The sequence below is a fragment of the Sphingobium indicum B90A genome (assembly GCF_000264945.2).
Taxonomy (GTDB): Bacteria; Pseudomonadota; Alphaproteobacteria; order Sphingomonadales; family Sphingomonadaceae; genus Sphingobium; species Sphingobium indicum.
This window is the reverse complement of the sequence record NZ_CP013070.1, coordinates 2,474,203-2,494,101: the sequence shown is the minus strand read 5'-3', so window position 1 is coordinate 2,494,101 and position 19,899 is coordinate 2,474,203. Positions and strand designations below refer to the sequence as shown.

13 protein-coding genes and 1 riboswitch are annotated in these 19,899 nt (G+C 67.2%); of the genes, 8 read left to right on the top strand and 5 right to left on the bottom strand.

What is annotated here, in order from left to right:
* Window positions 1–15: 15 nt before the first annotated feature.
* The gene (locus tag SIDU_RS12120) at window positions 16–2,964 is read right to left on the bottom strand and encodes a Tn3 family transposase (RefSeq protein WP_233431824.1); all 2,949 of its coding nucleotides are present in this window, start codon (window positions 2,962–2,964) and stop codon (window positions 16–18) included.
* Window positions 2,965–3,092: 128 nt separating this feature from the next.
* Here SIDU_RS12120 and SIDU_RS12115 point away from each other — a divergent pair, with 128 nt between their 5' ends.
* Window positions 3,093–3,686, top strand: coding sequence for a recombinase family protein (locus SIDU_RS12115; RefSeq protein WP_007683474.1), 594 nt, complete (start codon window positions 3,093–3,095; stop codon window positions 3,684–3,686).
* Complete coding sequence (locus SIDU_RS12110) at window positions 3,683–5,044, top strand: hypothetical protein (RefSeq protein ID WP_007683476.1); 1,362 nt, start codon at window positions 3,683–3,685, stop codon at window positions 5,042–5,044. The genes SIDU_RS12115 and SIDU_RS12110 overlap by 4 nt, the downstream gene beginning before the upstream one ends.
* A 245-nt stretch (window positions 5,045–5,289) precedes the next feature.
* On the opposite strand, the gene SIDU_RS12105 is transcribed toward SIDU_RS12110, so the two are convergent.
* The 4 genes from SIDU_RS12105 to SIDU_RS12090 all read right to left on the bottom strand — a co-directional run bounded on the left by SIDU_RS12105 (window position 5,290) and on the right by SIDU_RS12090 (window position 11,650).
* Window positions 5,290–5,652 (bottom strand): hypothetical protein, encoded by a 363-nt coding sequence (locus tag SIDU_RS12105; RefSeq protein WP_007686025.1) that lies wholly within the window; start codon window positions 5,650–5,652, stop codon window positions 5,290–5,292.
* A gap of 154 nt (window positions 5,653–5,806) precedes the next feature.
* Window positions 5,807–6,550 (bottom strand): hypothetical protein, encoded by a 744-nt coding sequence (locus SIDU_RS12100; protein WP_007686028.1) that lies wholly within the window; start codon window positions 6,548–6,550, stop codon window positions 5,807–5,809.
* Window positions 6,537–8,576 carry an adenylate/guanylate cyclase domain-containing protein gene (locus SIDU_RS12095; RefSeq protein WP_007686030.1) on the bottom strand — a complete coding sequence of 680 codons (2,040 nt, stop codon included), beginning with the start codon at window positions 8,574–8,576 and terminating at the stop codon, window positions 6,537–6,539. The genes SIDU_RS12100 and SIDU_RS12095 overlap by 14 nt, the downstream gene beginning before the upstream one ends.
* Before the next feature lie 5 nt (window positions 8,577–8,581).
* On the bottom strand, window positions 8,582–11,650 hold the full coding sequence (locus SIDU_RS12090; protein WP_007686032.1) for a CHAT domain-containing protein: 3,069 nt from the start codon (window positions 11,648–11,650) through the stop codon (window positions 8,582–8,584).
* Window positions 11,651–11,959: 309 nt separating this feature from the next.
* On the opposite strand from SIDU_RS12090, the gene SIDU_RS12085 reads away from it, so the two are divergent.
* The 6 genes from SIDU_RS12085 (at window position 11,960) to bluB (ending at window position 19,889) form a co-directional block, all read left to right on the top strand.
* Entirely contained in the window at window positions 11,960–12,202 is a 243-nt protein-coding gene (locus tag SIDU_RS12085) for a hypothetical protein (RefSeq protein WP_013053883.1), read from the top strand.
* Between the two features lie 157 nt (window positions 12,203–12,359).
* A riboswitch (cobalamin riboswitch) is annotated at window positions 12,360–12,586 on the top strand.
* A gap of 152 nt (window positions 12,587–12,738) precedes the next feature.
* Complete coding sequence (locus SIDU_RS12080) at window positions 12,739–13,812, top strand: HoxN/HupN/NixA family nickel/cobalt transporter (RefSeq protein WP_007686035.1); 1,074 nt, start codon at window positions 12,739–12,741, stop codon at window positions 13,810–13,812.
* The gene (gene cobW, locus SIDU_RS12075; protein ID WP_007686037.1) at window positions 13,809–14,849 is read left to right on the top strand and encodes a cobalamin biosynthesis protein CobW; all 1,041 of its coding nucleotides are present in this window, start codon (window positions 13,809–13,811) and stop codon (window positions 14,847–14,849) included. The genes SIDU_RS12080 and cobW overlap by 4 nt, the downstream gene beginning before the upstream one ends.
* On the top strand, window positions 14,849–18,661 hold the full coding sequence (gene cobN, locus SIDU_RS12070) for a cobaltochelatase subunit CobN (RefSeq protein ID WP_007686038.1): 3,813 nt from the start codon (window positions 14,849–14,851) through the stop codon (window positions 18,659–18,661). The genes cobW and cobN overlap by 1 nt, the downstream gene beginning before the upstream one ends.
* Entirely contained in the window at window positions 18,658–19,263 is a 606-nt protein-coding gene (gene cobO, locus SIDU_RS12065; RefSeq protein WP_007686040.1) for a cob(I)yrinic acid a,c-diamide adenosyltransferase, read from the top strand. The genes cobN and cobO overlap by 4 nt, the downstream gene beginning before the upstream one ends.
* Window positions 19,260–19,889 carry a 5,6-dimethylbenzimidazole synthase gene (gene bluB / locus SIDU_RS12060; RefSeq protein ID WP_218847698.1) on the top strand — a complete coding sequence of 210 codons (630 nt, stop codon included), beginning with the start codon at window positions 19,260–19,262 and terminating at the stop codon, window positions 19,887–19,889. Before cobO ends, bluB begins: the two co-directional genes overlap by 4 nt.
* Window positions 19,890–19,899 lie beyond the last annotated feature (10 nt).

Here is a 19,899-nt window from a genome sequence, read left to right as displayed (position 1 = left end):
TATTCGGACACAGATTCACGGTAGCGGCTTGATGAGCAGCGGCATGAGGCCATCGGCATCGAGGTCGAGGCTCTCGGACCAGATATAATCGCCGGTGAGATTGATGCGGTCCCATCCCAGCGGCGACAATCGGGACAGCATGGCGGGATCGACAGGTGTGCCGCGGTGCCGCAGTTCATCGACGGCACGACCGAGATAGCGGCAGTTGAAAAGAATGATGGCGGCCGTGACGAGGTTGAGCGCTGCCGCGCGGGTCTGCTGGTTCTCCAGGCCACGGTCGCGAAACCGCCCGAGCCGATGGAAGGCGACAGCGCGGGCCAGGCTGTTGCGTGCCTCGCCCTTGTTGAGTTCGGCGGTGACCGTCCGGCGCAGATCGGTGTCGTCGAACCAGCGCAGCGTGAACAGTGTGCGCTCGATCCGTCCGACCTCCCGAAGTGCCGCAGCAAGACTGTTTTGTTGACGATAGGCGGACAGCTTCTTCAAAATCAGCGACGGTGTGACAGTGCGGTCGCGCATCGCCGCGATGACCTCCGCAATTTCGGCCCAATGGCTGACGATCAGGTCCCGACCGAGGCGGCGCCCGAACAGCGGTGCGAGCCGACCATAGCGCCGCGCGGGCTCGAAACCATAGAGTTGTCGATCCGACAGGCGCGGAATGCGCGGCTCGAAATCGAGGCCGAGCAAATGCATGACGGCGAACACGATATCGGAGACGCCGCCACCATCGGTGTGGAGGGCGGTGATGTCCGCGCTGCTTTCGTGGCCGAGGATGCCGTCGAGTGCGTGGATCGCCTCGCCCGCCGTCCCGGCGATGACCGTCTGATGAAGCGGTGCGTATCGATCGGTGATGGTGGTGTAGATCTTGACCACGGGGTCGCGACCGTAATGTGCGTTGACCGTTCCTCCGGCTTCGCCGGCACCGCCGAGATAATAAGCCTGCCCATCGGCCGATGCGCGATGCCCCGAACCAAACCAGGCGGCGAGCGGTTCGGCATGGATAGCGTCGGTCAGGCTGGCGAGCGCGGCGCGAAACGTTTCCTCGCGCATATGCCACGTCTGCATACGCAACAGTGCGCGACGCGAGGCGACACCGCAAACTTCGGCCATGCGCGACAGACCAAGGTTGGTCGCCTCCGCGATCAAGGTGGCAAGAAAGGCGCGTTCGTCGGCGGGAGGCAGACCGGTCGAGACATGGCCGAAATGCTGGATGAAGCCGGTCCATCGTTGAACCTGCGACAGCACATCCGTGATACGGGTGGCAGGCACCATGCCGTAGCAGGTGAGCGCAAGTTGCCGCCCTTCATCCTGACCAGGGTCTTCTTTGGGGTCTTTCGGAAACCGCAGCCGCTCGCCGGCAAAAAGGGGGGGATCGCGTTTGTCCAGATCGCGGGCGACCTCGCGCAGGGCGCTATCAAGCCTTGCCGCCCTCTCGTCGAGCCAGGCGTGCGGATCGCCGAGCGAGAAAGCGGGCTTCGGTACGGGGCTGGCCGGTGGGGCAAGCAGCACACTGAGCGCGCGATGGACGCGCGCGGTCGGCACCCAGATACCACCGGATGCCAAAGCATTGGAAAGCGCGCTGTAAGTCGCCATCTCCCAATGGGTGCGATCGATCCCGCCTGCGGTCATGACATGCCGACGCCAGCGGTGCTCGACATGGCCAAGCGGCACGTCATCGGGCAACGCCCTGCGCCAGTCTCCGTCGAGATCGGCGAGGATCGCCATCGCATCGCGCAACGGCTGCATTCCGGCCCGGCCCTGGAAATCAAAAGCGCGCACGAACGACGGCCCCATCCGCTTGAAGGCGCGATATTCCGCCGCGATCTCGTCCAGAACCTCGTTCCGGTGCGGTGAGGCGGTACGTCGGATGATAGCGGCGTCGGCGTCGATGATGTCGAGGGATGCCACGGCATCGACCGCCGCGGCGACATCGCCGCCAGCCCGGGCCGCCTGGCTGATCGCTTCCAGAACCCTGGCGATGCGTAACATCCGTTCGCGGCCCTCGCGGCCGGAAACGGCCACGCGCTGTTCGAGCCGTTTGCGGGCGCGCAGATGGGCCCGCCCCACGAGCGCAATGAACATATCGATCGCCGCATCGGTCAGTGTCGCCTCCAGCTCGCGCAGCGTCGCGAGCAGCACGACCCGCCTGCGGGCCGGGCGCATTTGCTGGAAAGCCTGTGCCGTGTAGCGCACACCCTCCCGGGCGAATTGCCCCAGGCGCGGTTCGTGGCGAACATCAGGGGAGAAAGCCGATATGCCCGTCCCACGAATCAGCGTGATCTTTTCGACGATTTCCAAAAGCGAAGCGGATGCGACACGCGGTTCTGGCTCGCGCAGCCAGGACAGACGGCTCTGCCGGTCATGCACCTTGTCATCGATCAGCGCGTCGAGTTGCTGACGCATCTCATGGCCAAGGCCGCCATCGATCGCGGCCACGAGATCCGTTTCCGCCTGATGTATCGCCTCGGCCGCCATGCGCTCCACGACGCTGACACCCGGGATCACGATCCGACGCGCGCGCATCTCATCCAGAAGCCGGCCGAGCAGCGCGCGTCCGTCGATGATGCTCGCCGCCTCGTTTGTCAGCCATGTCCGCAATTCCACGCGGTGCGGGCGGCTCAGATCGCTGAAGCCGAAGCGCGTCTTGATCGCGGCGAGCTGATCGTAGCGCGTGGGCGTGCGTCTGGCGAAATCAGCTATGACCTTTGCATCCACCCCGACCTGCTCGGCAATATGGTCGAGCATGACCGCAGGCAGCAGTTCCCCGTGGCGCAGATGCCGGCCCGGGTAGCGCAGGCAACAAAGCTGCAGGGCGTAGCCGAGTCGGGTGGCGGGCGTGCGCGCGGTGTCGATCGCGGTCATGTCCTCACCTGACAGACTATAGTGCTTCACGATCGCCGCCTCGTCGTCGGGCAACATCAGCAGGGCAGCGCGCTGCCGCGTCGTCATCGGAATCCGTCCGGGCATCTTTGAACCTCCAAAAACCACTTGCCTTTCGGCATGATTCTGAAAGAGGATTGTGAAAGACAAGAGGCCGCAGGAATCCGTTCATGCCGCACTGGCCTCCGGATACGGCCGTTTGTGAAAGGCAGGATTTGACCAGGGCACCCTATCTGATCGGCTATGCGCGGGTGTCGAAGGGTGACGAGCAGTCGAACGCCGCCCAGCGCCGCGCCCTCGACGCGGCTGGGTGCAGGCGCGTGTTCGAGGAAATTGCCAGTGGCGGGCGCTGGGACCGGCCAAAGCTCCTGGAGATGATCGGCCAGTTACGCGACAGTGACGTCGTCGTCGTCTGGAAACTCGACCGGCTATCGCGCAGCCTCAAGGATCTGCTGCACATTATGGAGCGGATCGAGGCGGCGGGCGCGGGCTTCCGCTCGCTGACCGAGGCGATTGACACCACCACGGCCGCAGGTCGCATGATGATGCAGATGGTCGGGAGCTTCGCCGAGTTCGAGCGCGCCATGATCCGCGAGCGCACCTCCGCCGGCCTCGCCCAGGCGCGCGCCGAAGGGCGGATCGGCGGACGCCGGCGCAAACTCGGCGAAAAGCAACGGCGCGAGATCGCGGAGTCCGTCATCTCCGGACGAAAATCCGGCGCCGAGATGGCGCGGCTCTATCATGTCAGCGAGCCGACCGTTTCGCGCATCGTCGCCGCGCACCGACAGACTATGGAGCTACCGGCATGAAACGCGGCCACGACCTGACCGGGCTGATGAAGTTCGCGACACGGCCCGAGTGGGCCGACGACCTGCATGACGCGCTCGACGATCATCTGGGGCCGGTTCTCACGCAGTTCGACATCGATTCCGACGAACTGCCCGGCATCATCGGGGATCACTGGGCCATGACCTTGTGGGGCTGCGCGTTCGAGGACCTGGTGACCCGCGTCTTCGAGCCCGATGGCCGCAACATCGTGGACGAATATCTCAAGCGCCGCGGATGGAACGAGGCCGGCCCCAACAAGCTCTACATGCGCGCGCTGAAGACCTCCGTCATGAGCGTCTATGAAGTCAGCGCGATCGAGCCCGGCGTCGGCTTCCTCGCGCGAGATCTGATCCGGGGCGGTGATCCCGTCCAGGTCCGCGAGCGCACCGCGTCCAGGACGCTGGGCCCGTGGGATCGGATCGGCGTGCGCATCATTCCGGTGAGCGGGCATAGGATCCTGGCAGGCGGCCTGCTGTCCTTTACAGCGGAAGCCACCAGCGCCCTTCTCGAGGCATTGCGCCTGGGACAGGGCAAGCGCGGCCCGCGCGCGAAACTAGTGATCGACGATGATCAACTGCGCGACCTGGCGCCGCTCATCTCGATGGTCTGGCTGTTCGACATCTTGCCCAGGATGCTCGAGCCTGTCGCCATCCCCACGCTGCATAACGCCGATGGCGAGGAGGTTGTTTTCCACCGTGTCCGTTTTCCGTTCACGCGGGGGACGACGCAGGCACTCATCGGCGACCGCCTCGATACCGTGCCCGCCCTGCAGCGGGAAACGTCACATTTCTGGAACTGGCTCGGCACCAGAACAAAACAGGGCAAGAAAGGCACCGGCCAGATGGCGTGGGGTGTGTCAATGGAAGACGGCACGCCGGTGCTTGGGAATCTGGAACTCAAGGGCCGCGCTCTGATCCTCTCCGTCACCTCGGCCGAACGTGCAGAACGCGGCGTTGCACTCGTCACCCAGGCGCTCGGCGCCCTGGTGGGAACACCTTTGACCGAGATCGAGACGATCGAACAGGCGATGGCTGCGCGTCAGGAAGGACGAACCGTGTCGGAGCCGGCACCGGACATCCCGGTCGAGGTCGCCACCCCGCTTGTCCACGGCATGCTCGATCGTCAATACCGGACACTCCTCGATGAGCCTGTCCCGATGCTCGGCGACAAAACGCCGCGACAATGCGCCGGCAGCAAGGCCGGACGCGACCAACTCGCCACGTGGCTAAAACATCTCGAAAATCTCAGTGGGAGACACGCTGACATCGATGATCCGATGGCGACGTACGACTTCGGGTGGATATGGCAGGAACTCGGGATCGAAGAACTGCGCCGGTGACGGCTTGACCCCGCAACGATGAAGGACATGCTGGCCGCCTGATAGACACTGGAGCCGCCTTCACCAACGGTGCCTGCGGATTTGTATTGCGCACGGCTGCTCGCAGGTGCAGCATGAGGATGCCTTTCAGGCATCCTCTCCTAAAACTATGGCCGGCCGTTGTGCCGGCCTTTTTGTGTGGCCGCGACGGCTTACGTAGCGCAATCCCTGGCAGAGAAGCTGGCGCCGACGTCCCTCAAGCTCGCCTACCGTGAATCTGTGGCCGAATAATGCACAGGGGCCAGGGTGGCGATGGGCACCTCGCGCCCCGCATATTCGCGCCAGCTATCCTCCAGGGCAGCGGGATCGACGACGCGCAGCCCATCGAACCGCACATCGGCGAAATCGACCTGAACGCCGGCATAGCGCGGATCGGCGAGCGGACAGGGCGCGCGCTCGACCCCGCCGACGACGGTAAGGCGGCTGGCCTGCGCCGCCGCTTCGTCGGTCAGTTGCCCGCGCGTGAGTTCCTCGCGCGTCGGCGCGCGCGGCGCGACCTGCGCCGCCGCCATGGACGCCGTCAGCGCCAGCGCCACGGCCGCCGATCCCGCCAAAGCGGAAGCCCGCATCTGCCCCTTCTTCCCCATTAGACGTCCCCAAAGCGCCGAAGGCAGCCTTTCCCTCACGGCTGCCTCACTCCCTGTCTTCAGGCGCGGACTTTTTGTCCTTCGCCCCTTCCCCGCGACCCAGCCGCCGGTTAACAGCGCCGACGCGCCCCGACAATCAATTCCGCGCCGCTCCGTCGGACAGCGTCGCCGTTTCCACCAGCAGGTCGAGCTGCGCCATGCATTGGTGCGCGATCAGGCCGGATGCCACGCCGTCCAGACCCAGGGATGCTGGCTCGATCAGCGCGAACCGCACATCGGCGGCGCGCGACCCGTCGCTCAGGCGATAGGCAGCGCCCTCCCGCACGGGCGCCGCGACCGGCCAGGGGGCAACCGATTCGCCCATCCTGAAGCTCGCCGTCGCCTGCACGCCCTCGCCGCTGATCCGTATCGTCGCGGGCTTGGCCGCATCTGCGCGCCACAGCCGCACGGACGCGGGATCGGCGATGCAGAGCGTTCCGGACTGCGCGACATCCACCATCCAGAGATTGGGCCGGCGGGGCGCAGCGGTGGGCGCTTCGCCCAGGCTGCCGCGCACGGCCCCGGTCCGCGCCCGGCGCACCCGCTTGGTGTCCAGCAGGGCGGAAAGCGTCACGCTGTTGGCGGGCGCGGCATTGGCGGCGGCGACGTTGAAACTGCCCGGTCCCCTCAGCGTCCGGGTGCCCCTGGCGTCCAGAAGAGTCACCACATCGCCCGCCTTCAGCGCGATCGATCCGCCGTCGGCCAGCTTGCTCCCCGGCTTGTAGGTCGCTGCCGAAGGGCCGGTGGCGCGGACCACCATGGTCTCCGCCGCGGCCTGCGCCCCCAGCCCGGCCACGCACCCGGCCAATGCGCATTTCGCGGCAAATCTACCCCAGACCATAGCTTCCTCCTTCCCCGATATACTCATAACGATATAGCAGATTGGCCATGGCCGCATCATCCGGATGACGGTTAACCATCGCTTTAAGACGTTCCCGCGCCGCGTCTTGCGCCACGGCGTCCTCGCCGTCGAAAGCGGCCAATATCTGCGCCAGTACCGCCCGTTCCTCGGCCGGAAACTCCGGCGCCGGCTCGAACAGGTCGACCGGCGTCGACCGCCCGCGCAGCCGCACCCGTCCCATTGGCCGCCACCAGTCCAGCCCGGACAGCAGCATCGCCTCCCGGCTTGCCAGCACATTGGTTTCCAGCGCCTTGTTCGCCGCCTCCAGCCGCGATGCGGTGTTCATGCTGTCGCCAAGCGCGGTATATTGGATGCGCCCCTCCCCCCCGAAATTGCCGACGATCGCCTCCCCATGATGCAGCCCGACGCGGGTCCGCCCGATCGGCGGCACGCCGGGCGGCAGGTCGCGGCGGAACGCCTCCCCCGCCTGCCACATCGCCTGGGCGGCGAGCGCGGCGTTGCGCCCGTCGTCGGGACGCGCGATGGGCGCGCCCCAGAAGGCGACCACAGCATCGCCCACGAACTTGTCGATGGTGCCGCCATGGGCCAGCACCACGTCGCTCAGCATGTCGAGATAGCGGTTCAGCAATTGGGCGACCATTTCCGGCGCGATGGCGTGGCTGAGCTTGGTGAAGCCCTCCAGGTCGGTGAACAGGGTGAAGATCTGCCGCTTTTCGCCATGCAGCGCCAGCTTCTCCGGCTCGGCCAATATCTGCGCGGCGATGTCGCGGGGCAGATATTTGCCCAGCGCCGCCTGCGCGAAGCGCCGCTGCTGCGAGGTCACGGCCCGCGCCGCCACGCCGATGGCGGTGAAGGCCAGCACCCAGCCCAGCACCCAGCCGACGGCGGGCAGTCCCTTGGTGTCCCACCCCCGCGCCTGCAACCACAGCGGCACGCCCGCAATCGCCCCCGCCTGAACGGCCAGCGCGGGCAGCAGGGCGAACCAGCGCAACTCCGCCAGGCTCGTGAGCCCCGCCGCGCCCACGACCAGCAGGGCGGCCAGCCAGCGCCACCCTTCCGGCACCGCGGCCAGGCGCGCGCCATCCAGCAATTGCGCCAGCATCGTCGCATGCACTTCCAGCCCGATCATGGTCGACCGCGCCTGCCGTCCCGACAAGGGCGTCTCGAACTGGTCGATGTCGACGATGTCGCCGCCGATCAGCACATGCCGCCCGCGCACCATGGCGGCGAGCGCCGGGGCCATGGCGGGATCGGCCAGCGTGTCGATCTGAAGGCTGGGGATCACCGGCTCCTCCGATCCATCCGCCTGGCGGACCGGCAGCCGGAAGCGGATCGCGCCGCGATAGTCGCGAAAGGAGGGCGAAGGCTGCATCGCCAGCGTCAGCAGGGGCGGCTGCCCCGGCGTCGGAACGGGCCAGCTTCGGGCCACATTGTCCGAATCGGTTTCCAGCCGGATGCTCGCCGGGCGCACTTTGTCGGTCCGCGCCGCCCGGATGAAGCGATCCAGGAACTGCTGCTGTTCGAAGATGATCTGTTCCTGATTGTCGCCCAGATTGGCGTAGCCGAGCCAGACCGGCGTGCGCATCGCCCGCAGGACGGAGAGCAGTTCGCCATCCTCGTCCTGCGGCTGGTCGAACAGGATGTCGATGCCGATCGACTTCGCCCCCATGGCGTCGATGTTGCGCAGCGCCCGCGCCAGCAGCCCCCGGTCCAGCGGCGACCGCTTGCGCGTGGCGATCAACGTCTGGTCGTCATAGACCAGCATCAGGATGCGCTGGTCCTGCGCCACGCGGGGCGCGAAGCTGGCGGCTCGCCAATCGTAAACGCCCCTTTCCGCGTCTGCCGTCGGTATTTCCCGCGCCGTCCCCCTGCCCAAGGGCCTGTTCCAGTCCCATCCCGCGAGGAACAGCGCCAGCAGCAGCAGCGCGCCGGTCGCGGCCAGCCGCCAGCGGCCCGTGTCCCGCACCAGTCGCGCGCCGCGGCGCATCAGGCCCCGCGTCGGCACGGCGGTCAGCGACGCGCGATCAACGGACGCGCGCCATCGCCGATGATCGCGAAGCCGGACCAGTAGAAGGGATGCGACGTCTCCGCATCGTCCATCAGCCTGGCCTGCGCCGCCCGCAGCGCTTCGGCCATGGGCTGGTCGGCCGGGGCCGCGAACAGGCCGCCCATCAACCTTTCGGTGGCGCGATAATCCTCCGGCGCGGGCCAGTGGCTGGCGATGACGGCGCGGCTTCCTGCGCCGATGAAGGCGCGCACCAGCCCGTCCAGCGCCCCGCCGCCGCCCGAAAGCCCGGCCGCACGCGTCGTTTCCGCGCCCGCCGCGCCCGCCGTGTCGCAGGCGGACAGCACGACCAGGTCGGCATTCAGCCGCAGGTCGAAAATCTCGCTGAACTGCAACAGGCCGTCCGATTTCCGGTCGGGCGCGAAGCTGGTGAGCAGAGCGGGCCGCGCCGGGCATCCGGGGTGGGGCGGCGTCACCAGCCCATGGGTCGCGAAGTGCAGGATGCGGAAACGGTCGAGATCGCCCCGCGCCATCACCGCCTCGTCGGTGAAGGCCGCGCCGGTGATCAATTCGTTGCCCAGTCCGCCGATGGCCTGCGCCGCCTCCCGCAATTCGGTCGCCGGGATCGGACGATTCCATTGCAAAGGCGACCAGCCGCAATCGTCCGCCGCTCCGCTGGTCAGGCCGCCCCGGCTGGAGGCCGCCAGCACCGGCCCGGCAAGCGGCGCATTGTCGCCGAAGCCGATATAGCTCTGCGCCGCGCCGGATGGCGCCGCCGCCCGCGCATCGCGGAAGGCGCGGGCCGACAGGGCCGTGCTGACCGCATGGTCGCGGCCCAGCCAGTCGATGCCGCGGAAATCGAACTCGTCGCCCCCCTGCGCCACCCGCGCCTCATAGGCATCGACGCCCGCCTGTCCGGCGACCAGCAGGTTGACCGGCAGTTGCAGCATCGCCCCGTCCGGTTCGAAGATCAGGTGCCGCGCCGCCGCCAGCCGTTGCTCCACCGGCCTGAACAGGTCGAGATAGAGGCTGCGCGCCGCCGGCACGTCCAGCGCATAGGTGGTCTGAACGCCGTTCACGTTGATCGAGATCGTCTCGCGCAGCGCCGCCACCTTGCGCGCCACATCGGTCGCGCTGGCCGCCAGCCGGTATCCGGTCGCGCCCGCGCCGTCGATCCACAGCGCGTAGAGCGCGTCGCCCAGTTGCGCCAGCTTGTAATAGCCCTCGCCGGGCTTCAGCGTCGCCTGCATCTCGGCCAGCGTAAGCCCCTGGGGGCTGAGGGCGCGATATTGAGGATAGGCCGCCAGCGCCGCCAGCGTATGGGCCTGGTCGGCGGCGAGTTGGTCGATGTCGGCCTGGGCCTGAGCGACGTCGGGCAACAGCGCCTCGCGCCCCTGCGCCGCCTGCCGCAACTGGGCGAGCGCGATCCGCCCCCGCTCTATGTCGCGCGAGAGGGAAACCGACTGCCGGAACAGCCGCGCCGCCTCGCCATCCCCGGCGGACAGTTCGCGGCTCAACTGTTCCAGCGTATCGGCGGCGCCCGGCCGCAGCAGCGTCTGCGACGCTGCGAACAGGTCGGCGGTCAGTTCCGGCCGCGTGGGAATCTCCCGCGCCAACAGGTTGAAATAGGGCTGGAGCTGGTTCGCCATGCCGGTCAGCGTGGCGCGGTTCTGCATGGTGGAGGCGATGATGCCACGATAGATTTTCAGCGCATCCTCATTGCGGTCCCGGCGGATCAGGAAGGCGCCCAGCCGCGCCCGCGCGCCGTTCAGCGCCACCGTTTCGGGATATTGCGCGCCCAGCAGGGCCAGCGCCTGGTTCAACTGGCGCTCGGCCTGCCCATAATCCGCCTGGACCTCATGGGTCAGGGCGATCTCGCCCAGAAGCTGGGCGCGCAGGCGGGTGATGGACGTGACCCGCCCGTCCCGGATCGCGACGGCGCTTGCCAGCGCTTTCGTCAGCACCTCCCGCGCCGGGCCCGGCTGGCCCGACAGGCGCAGGATGGTGCCGCGCAACTGCTGCGCCTGCGCGTCCAGGATCGCGGAGCGCTCGACCGGAGTCAGCATATTGTCCTGCCGCACGCCCAGGGCGCGGGCCTGCGCCGCACCGCTGCTCATTTCGGCGGCCACCTCCGGCGGCAGGGAAACCGCGCCGTCCCCCCCGGCGGATGCCGTCGCGCCGCTCGTCAGGGGGCGATCCAGTATCGCCAGCGCGCCGGCGCTATCCTGCCGGTTGATATGATGCATAGCCTCGAAATTGCGGCGCAGGCGGACTTGCACCGCATCGGCGGTCACGATCCGGCGCGCTTCGGCGAAGGCGGCCTCGGCCTGGTCGAACAGGCCCAGATTGGACAGTTGCAGGCCGCGATTGACCAGATATTCATGCGCCCGGTTCGCCCGTTCGGCAGGGGTCAGCTTCGCCGCATCCGGATCGCGGGCCAGCCGGTCGGTCAGGCTGTCGAAAAACTCCGCCGCTTCGGCATAATTGCCCGAAGCGTTGCGCCGATAGCCCTCCGCCAGCACAGTCTGCGGGTCCAGCGTCGCCGCCTGCAGTCGGGCATAACCCGCGTCGTTCGTCCCTACCGTCGCGATGTCGACCCGGCCCGGCACGATCCGCCCGGCCATGACGGAGCGCAGCCCCAGGTCGAGCGCGCTTGCATAGGCGGCATAGCCCTGCGCGACATAGATCGTCTTGCCGCGTTCGACGGCCAATATGCGATAGGCGCCGACCGCGCCCGCGCAGTTGCGCATGAGCGCCAAGCCTATGCCGGGCAAGGTGACCCCGCCGGGCGCATTGCACTCGACCGCCTCCCTGCGCGAAGCCGCAAGCCGATCCTGCAATGCCCCATCATCCGTGGCCGCACCGCGCCGCAGCGCATAGATCTGGCCGACGGGGCGCGCGGCATCCCGGCACACCAGCGTCCATGCGCGATCGAACATCGTTCGCGCTGCGGGGTCGCCGGTCGCGCTCTGCGCCTGGCATAGAGCGCCGCCTTCGCTGCCGATGCGGAAACTGTCCCTCAGCAGCGGACGGTTCCCCGTCGCCTGGGCGTGCGCCGCCACGGACAGAGTCAAGGCGGCCCATCCCGCAGGCCCGCGAACCAACTTCCCCAAAACGCTCAAGGCCTATCCCCCAAACCCTGCCGGATATGTCCGTGCAAAGCCCCCTTTTGCATGATCGGGCCGTCATAACGCCCCCCGACGCCGCGCCGCAAGGCGAAACGCGCCGGGCAGGGGCATGTTCGCCCGCCTCCTGTCCAGGAGCAAACCAGAAAAGTGACAGTTGAGCCCTTGTTTTTGGGCGATACAGGCGGCCGATCCGCCGCTATGGTCGCCGGTGATCAAGCGAGTTGCAGCGCCGATCATAGAAGAATGGAAGACGTCATGCTGAACATGCCCTGGGACCAGCCCGCCACCATGATCGACCTGGACGGCAAGGCGCCGATCATCGGCACGATCCGCGATTGCGCCCAGCATTTCGCGATCTTCAAGCCCCATGCGAAGGAACAGGCGCGCATCCTGTTGACCCAGCCGGTCCATCGCGAAGGCCGCAAGACGCGAACCTGGGTGCTGGAGCCGTGGGAGATCGAAAAGCTGGTCGAACGGCTGAGGGCGGAGGTGCATTGAAATAGGATCGTCGTCCCCGGCGCTGCGAGCCGTAAGCCTCCAGCGCCTCGCCGGGAGCGGCGCGTTGGCCCTGCCCGACGGAAGAAGTCGTCATTGCTCCTCTTCCCATTTGCTCGCCCAGCCTCTATGCACGCCCATGAAGGCCGGTTTCGGCCGGCCTTCATGATCGCGCCGGTGCCCCTTCAGGGGGCTTAATAGGGAATGCGGTGATGAATCCGCGGCTGTCCCTGCAACTGTAAGCGGCGAGCGAGACGCATAGCGATCCTCCGCACATGCGGCAGGATCAGCCACTGGGCCGGACGCTAAGTCATGCGAGGCCTGGGAAGGCCATGCGCCAAGCCGTGACCCGCGAGCCAGGAAACCTGCCTGCGTCTGGTCGCTCTTGCCATGGTCCAGGGGATGGCCGCGGCACGGTCCTCCGTCTGAGCGACGCTTCACGCAGCGGGAGCTGCTGTCCGCATGCTGGGCGCAAGAGCGTCCGTCCGGCATGCAGGCGGCTTCCGTCCGGTTCGCAGACGCCGACGGGGATCGTCCCTATGACCATATCGTCTCATGCGCCGTCCGGCCGCCTGCGCCGCCGCGCCGCCGGCATGTTCGCCGGGCTCCTCGCCGCCAATCTGGCCGCCTGGATCGCGGCCTTCGCCATGTTCGCCGGCGACCCCGTCATGCTGGGCACGGCGCTGCTGGCCTGGAGCCTGGGCCTTCGCCATGCCGTCGATGCCGATCACATCGCCGCCATCGACAATGCGACCCGCAAGCTGATGCAGGATGGCCAGCAGCCCCTTGCCGTCGGCTTCTGGTTCGCCATCGGCCATAGCGGCATCGTCCTGATCGCCGCTGTCCTCATCGCCTTCGCAGCCAATGCGCTGAGCCGGGTGGAGGCCGCCGGAGCCATTGGCGGCACCATTGCGACGATCGTGTCCGCAACCTTCCTCTTCGCCATCGCGGCGATGAACCTGATCATCCTGCGATCAGTGCTCAAGACCTTCAACCATGTTCGAAGGGGCGGCGCCTATGTCGATGAAGACATGGACATGCTGCTCGGCAGCCGGGGTCTTCTGTCGCGCCTCTTCCGGCCGCTTTTCCGGCTGGTGACGCGAAGCTGGCACATGGCGCCGCTCGGCTTTCTCTTCGGCCTGGGCTTCGACACCGCGACGGAGGTCGCCATTCTGGGCCTGTCCGCCGGCCAGGCGGCCAGCGGCCTTTCCATCGCGACCGTCCTCATCTTCCCCCTGCTCTTTGCGGCGGGCATGGCGTTGATCGACACGGCGGACGGCGCGCTGATGATGGGCGCCTATCGATGGGCGTTCGTGAAGCCGATCCGCAAGCTCTACTACAACATCACCATCACGCTGGCGTCGGCGCTGGTCGCGCTGCTCATCGGCGGGATCGAGGCGGCGGCGCTGCTGGGCGACAGGCTCGGCCTCCGCGGCGGCGCATGGACCCTGGCCGCCGACCTTGGCGATCATTTCAACAGCCTGGGCTTCGTCATCATCGGCCTGTTCGCCGCCTGCTGGCTGCTGAGCTGGGCCATCTACCGCTGGAGAGGTTTCGACGAGATCGAGGTCGCCTCCATCGCCGGCCACCAAGCACAGGGAAATCCCGCATGAAGAAGATCCCCGCCACCGTTATCACCGGCTTTCTGGGCGCCGGCAAGACCACGCTGATCCGTCACCTCATCGAACATGCGGGCGGTCGTCGCCTCGCCCTCATCATCAACGAATTCGGCGATGTCGGCGTCGACGGCGCGCTGGTGCAGGGCTGCGGCGACGAAGCCTGCCCGGACGAGGACATCATCGAACTGGCCAATGGCTGCATCTGCTGCACCGTGGCCGACGATTTCCTGCCGACCATGCAGAAGCTGCTCGACCGGCCTACCCCGCCCGATCACATCATCATCGAAACCAGCGGCCTTGCCCTGCCCAAGCCGCTGGTCAAGGCGTTCCAATGGCCCGACATCCGGACGCGGTCGACGGTCGACGGCGTGATCGCCCTGATCGACGCCGATGCGCTGGCGGCGGGCCGCTTCGCCCATGACGAGGCGGCGCTCGCCGCCGCCCGCGCGGCCGACCCGACGCTGGATCATGACAGCCCCATCGAGGAACTGTTCGAGGACCAGCTTGCCTGCGCCGACCTTGTCCTGCTCAACAAGACCGATCTGGTCGCGGCGGACCGGCTGGCCGCGCTGGAGCAGGGACTGGCCGGGGAAATCCGTCCCGGCGTGCGCATCCTCCGCACGGCGAGGGGAGAGATTGATCCGGCGATACTGCTGGGCCTGGACGCCGGGGCGGAGGACGGGATCGATGACCGCCCCTCGCACCATGACGGAGAGGAGGAGCATGACCATGACGATTTCGAGAGCTTCATCGTCGACCTGGGCGAACTGGCCGGCCCCGAACCGCTGCTGGCGGCGCTTGCGCGGAGCATCGCCGCGCACGACATTCTGAGGGTCAAGGGCTTCCTTGCCATTGAAGGGCGCCCGGCCCGTCTCGTTTTGCAAGCCGTCGGCCCCCGCATCCAGCATCATTATGACCGGCACTGGCAGGCCGGCGAGCCGCGCACGTCCCGTCTGGTGGTGATCGGCCAGAGCGGCATGGACCGCGCCGCCATAGAAGCCGCGCTCGGCGCGCGGATGGCCGCCGCCTGATGCATCTGCTGACCGCCACGCCCGGCGCCGTTTCCAACGGCGAGGAGGCCATCGACCTCGGCCAGTCGCCGGGCGATATCGTGCTGCTGACCGTGGCGGACAGCGAACTCGCCTGTTTCGCGAGCGCCGCCCATGTCCTGGCGCAGGAACTGGGCGGAGCGGCGCCCGAAATCCGCCTCGCCAACCTCCTCCAGCTCAAACATCCCTATTCGGTCGATCTCTATGTCGAGAAGGTCGTCGCCCACGCCAAATTCGTCTGCGTCGTCCTGCTGGGCGGCAAGAGCTATTGGCCCTATGGCATTGAAGAAATTGCGAATATCGCCCGGGAAAGGGGCATAGCCTTCGCGGCGATCGCCGATGGGCGAGAGGACGATCCAGAACTCTCCGCCGCATCCACCGTCGCGGCGGAGAGCTGCGACCTCCTGCGCGACTATCTGCGGCAGGGCGGCATCGCCAACGCCGTCGCCTTCCTGCGCAACGCCGCCCGCCTTGCCGGCTTCGACGCGGGCGTTCCCGATGCGCCGGTTCCGGTGGCCGACGCCGGCCTTTATTTGCCCGGCAGCGATCGACCCACGCTGGATCAGGTCAGGAACAGGTGGAAGGCGGGGCAGCCGACCGCTCTCTTCCTCTTCTACCGCGCCCTGATGATCGCTGGCACGCTGGACGCCGTGGACGGCATGATCGCAGGACTGGAGGGGGCGGGCCTCAACGTCCTTCCCGTCCATGTGCGCGCCTTGCGGGAACCCTTCGCCCGTGATTTCCTGCAAGGGCTGATGGCGCAAGCGCCGCCGGACGTCATCCTCAACGCCACCGCCTTCGCCGCCAGCGCGCCGGGCGAGCCGCGCACGCCCTCCATCCTCGAACAGGCGGACTGCGCGATCCTCCAGACGATCTTCGCCAGCGTGGACCAGGGCGCCTGGGAATCCAGCGCCCGCGGGCTTGGCCCTCGCGACCTCGCCATGCATGTCGCGCTGCCCGAAGTGGACGGCCGCCTCTTCACCCGTGCAGTCGCCTTCAAGGCCGCGGCGCGGTTCGACGAGCGCACGCAATGCGGCATCGTCGTGCCCCAGGTTCTGCAAGATCGTGTCAGCTTCGTATCCCAACTGGCTGCAAACTGGTCGAAACTGCGAAGAACGCCAGTAGACGAACGGCGGGTCGCCCTGATCCTGGCCAACTATCCCAACAGAAATGGCCGCATCGGCAACGGTGTCGGCCTCGACACGCCCGCCAGTGCCGCCGCCATTCTGAAGGCCCTGTCGGAAGCGGGCTACCGGACCGGCGAAGCCCCTGCCGACGGCGCCGCGCTCATGCAGCGCATGACGGGCGGCATCACCAACGCCGCCCCGGATGGTCCCGGCGAAGTCGCCCTCCCGCTCCAGGCCTATGACGCGACCTTCGCCACCCTGCCCGAAGGGGTCCGCCAAGCCGTCCGGTCCCGCTGGGGCGCGCCCGAGGCCGATCCCTTCTTCCGCGACGGGGCATTCCGCCTGCCGGTGCATCGCTTCGGCCATATCGCGCTCGCCGTCCAGCCTTCGCGGGGCTATCATGTCGATCCCAGGAGCAGCTATCACGACCCGGCGCTGCCGCCGCCCCATGCCTATCTTGCCTTCCATATCTGGCTGGCCGGCGATTTCGGCGCCGATGCCGTCGTCCATGTGGGCAAGCACGGCAATCTGGAATGGCTGCCGGGCAAGGCGATCGGGCTGTCGGAAAACTGCTTTCCCGAAATCTGCGCCGGGCCGATCCCGCAAATCTATCCCTTCATCGTCAACGACCCCGGCGAAGGCACCCAGGCGAAGCGCCGCATCGGCGCCTGCATCGTCGATCATCTGACGCCCCCGCTGACCCGCGCGGAAACCTATGGCCCGCTGAAAGAATTGGAGGCGCTGGTCGACGAATATTATCTCGCCGCCGGCATGGACCCGCGCCGCTTGGAAACGCTGCGCAAGGACATTCTCGCCCTCGCCGCCTCGCAAGGGTTGGACAAGGATGCAGGGGTGCAGGGAAGCGGAGACGATGCCTTGGCAGCGATCGACAACTATCTGTGCGACCTTAAGGAAATGCAGATACGCGACGGGCTGCATGTCTTCACCCGCAGCCCGGAGGGCGCTCTCCGCCGCGACCTGCTGATCGCCCTTGCCCGCTGCCCCAGAGGGTTGGACGAAGGCCGCCAATCACTGTTGCGCGCCTTGGCGCATGATCTTGAGTTGGGCTTCGATCCGCTCGACTGCATCATGGGGACGCCGTGGACCGGCCCTCGACCGGAAGCGCTCTGGCACGTCACCTCTGCCCCGTGGCGTACCACCGGGGATACGGTGGAACGGCTCGAACTCTACGCCATTGAATTGATGGACCGTCATTCCCGCAAAAGCGGGAACCCATCTCCCATAAGCAGCCCCAAGCGGAACATTCAGGAGATGGATCCCCGTCTTCGCGGGGACGACGACTGGGCATTGCAAAGAACCGCAGCGGTTCTCACCGTGATCGAGCAAGACCTCGCCCCCCGCGTCGACGCCTGCGGGCAAGCTGAAAAAACCGCGCTCCTGAAAGCCCTCGACGGTCGTTTCGTCCCTCCCGGCCCATCCGGAGCGCCGACCAGGGGCCGCCCGGACGTCCTTCCCACCGGCCGCAATTTCTATTCGGTCGACACCCGCGCCGTACCCACCGTCGCCGCCTGGAATCTCGGCCAGCGCTCCGCCGACCTCATCGTGCAGGACTATCTCCAGCGGGAGGGCGACTATCCCCGCGCCATCGCCCTGTCCGCCTGGGGCACCGCCAATATGCGCACCGGCGGCGACGACATCGCGCAGGCGCTGGCCCTGATGGGCGTCCGTCCGCGCTGGGACTGGGCTTCGGGCCGCGTCATCGGTTTCGAGGTCATGAAGATCGCGGAACTGGGCCGTCCTCGCGTCGACGTGACCTTCCGCGTCTCCGGCTTCTTCCGGGACGCCTTCCCGGAACAGATCGACCTGATCGACAGCGCCGCCCGCGCCGTCATGGCGCTGGACGAGCCGGAAGAGGACAACCCCGCCGCAGCCCGCCATCGCGCTGAAACCGCCGCGTTGATCGCGGAGGGCATTCCCGAAAAGGCGGCTCAACGTCGCGCCGGCAGCCGCGTCTTCGGCTCGAAGCCCGGAGCCTATGGCGCGGGCCTCCAGGCGATGATCGACGAGAAGATCTGGCACGACCGCGCCGACCTGGCGAACGTCTATCTCGACTGGGGCGGCCATGCCTATGGCGGCGGCGTGGAGGGCGATGCCGAACGCAGCCTCTTCGCGAAGCGCCTGACCCAGGCCGACGCCCTGATCCAGAACCAGGACAATCGCGAGCACGACCTGCTCGACAGCGATGATTATTATCAGTTCGAAGGGGGCTTGGCCGCGGCGGTCGAGCATCTCTCCGGCAGGAGGCCGCTCAGCTATCATAACGACCACAGCCGCCCGGATCGCCCCGTCGTCCGCACGCTGGAGGATGAGATCGGCCGCATCGTCCGCGCCCGCGTCACCAACCCCAAATGGATCGCGGGCATGATGCGCCACGGCTACAAGGGCGCGTTCGAGATCGCGGCCTCCGTCGACTATCTCTTCGCCTTCGCCGCCACGACCCATGCGGTGAAGGATCATCATTTCGACGCCGTCCACGCCGCTTTCATAGAGGATGAGGCGGTCCGCGCCTTCATGGCGGAGGCCAATCCGGCAGCCCTGCGGGAGACCGCCGCGCGCCTCCGCGAAGCGCTGGACCGCGCCCTTTGGAAACCCCGGTCGAACAGCGCCGCCATGCTTCTCTCCCAACTCAAGGATGCCCCGCAATGATCGAGCGCACGCCCGAACAACATGCCGAAAAGATGAAGAAGAAACAGGCCGCCCATGACAGGATCATGGCGACCAAGACGCAGGAAAAAGGCCTGCTGATCGTCCACACCGGCAAGGGCAAGGGCAAGACGACCGCCGCGCTCGGCATGGTGGTCCGCGCCATCGGCCATGGCCGGAAGGTGGGCGTCGTCCAGTTCGTGAAGGGCGCGATGACCACCGGAGAAAAACGGGTGTTCGATGCGTTTCCGGGCAATGTCGAATTCAAGCCCATGGGCGAAGGCTTCACCTGGAACACGCAGGACCGGACGCGGGACATTGCCCTCGCCCGTGAAGCATGGGATGAGGTGAAACGCATGATCGCCGATCCGGCCTATGACATGGTCCTTGCCGATGAACTCAACATCGTATTGCGCTACGACTATCTTCCGGTCGAAGAGGTGTTGGAAGCCGTGACCGCCAGGGGCGAAATGAAGCATGTCATCATCACCGGCCGCAACGCGCCCGACGCGCTGATGGAGGCGGCCGATCTCGTCACTGAAATGACCCTCGTCAAACATCCCTTCCGCAGCGGCGTGAAGGCCCAGCCGGGAATCGAATTCTGACACGCACCGCCTTCGACATCGCCGCCTTCGAGGAACTGGTCCACCTGCGCCGCGACGTGCGCCATTTCCTGACCGATCCGCTGGAGGAGAGCGAGGTCGAACGGCTCCTCGCCCTCGCTCACAGCGCGCCGTCCGTCGGGCTGTCGCAGCCCTGGCGTTTCGTCCGCGTCGAAACGCCCGCCCTGCGCGAGCGTCTTGCCGTCCATGTCGACGCCCAGGTCGCCAAGGCGGGCAAGATGTACGAGGGGGAGGAGGACAGGCTCTACCGCAGCCTGAAATTGCACGGCCTGCGCGAAGCGCCGGTGCTGTTCGCCGTCTATTGCGACGAAGGCACGGAAACCGGCCACAGGCTGGGCGCGATCACCATGCCGGAGGCGCGGCGCTATAGCTGCGTGATGGCGATCCACACGCTCTGGCTCGCCGCCCGGACTCGCGGTATCGGCATGGGGTGGGTGTCGATACTGGATCGTGCGACGGTGGACGCGATGCTCGCCATTCCGGAAAACTGGCGATGCCTTGGCCTGCTGTGCCTGGGCTATCCGGTCAGCGAGGAGGCGACGCCGGAACTGGAAAGGCGCGGCTGGGAACATCGGACGGACTGGCATTCGACGATAGTGACTCGCTGACAATTCCCCT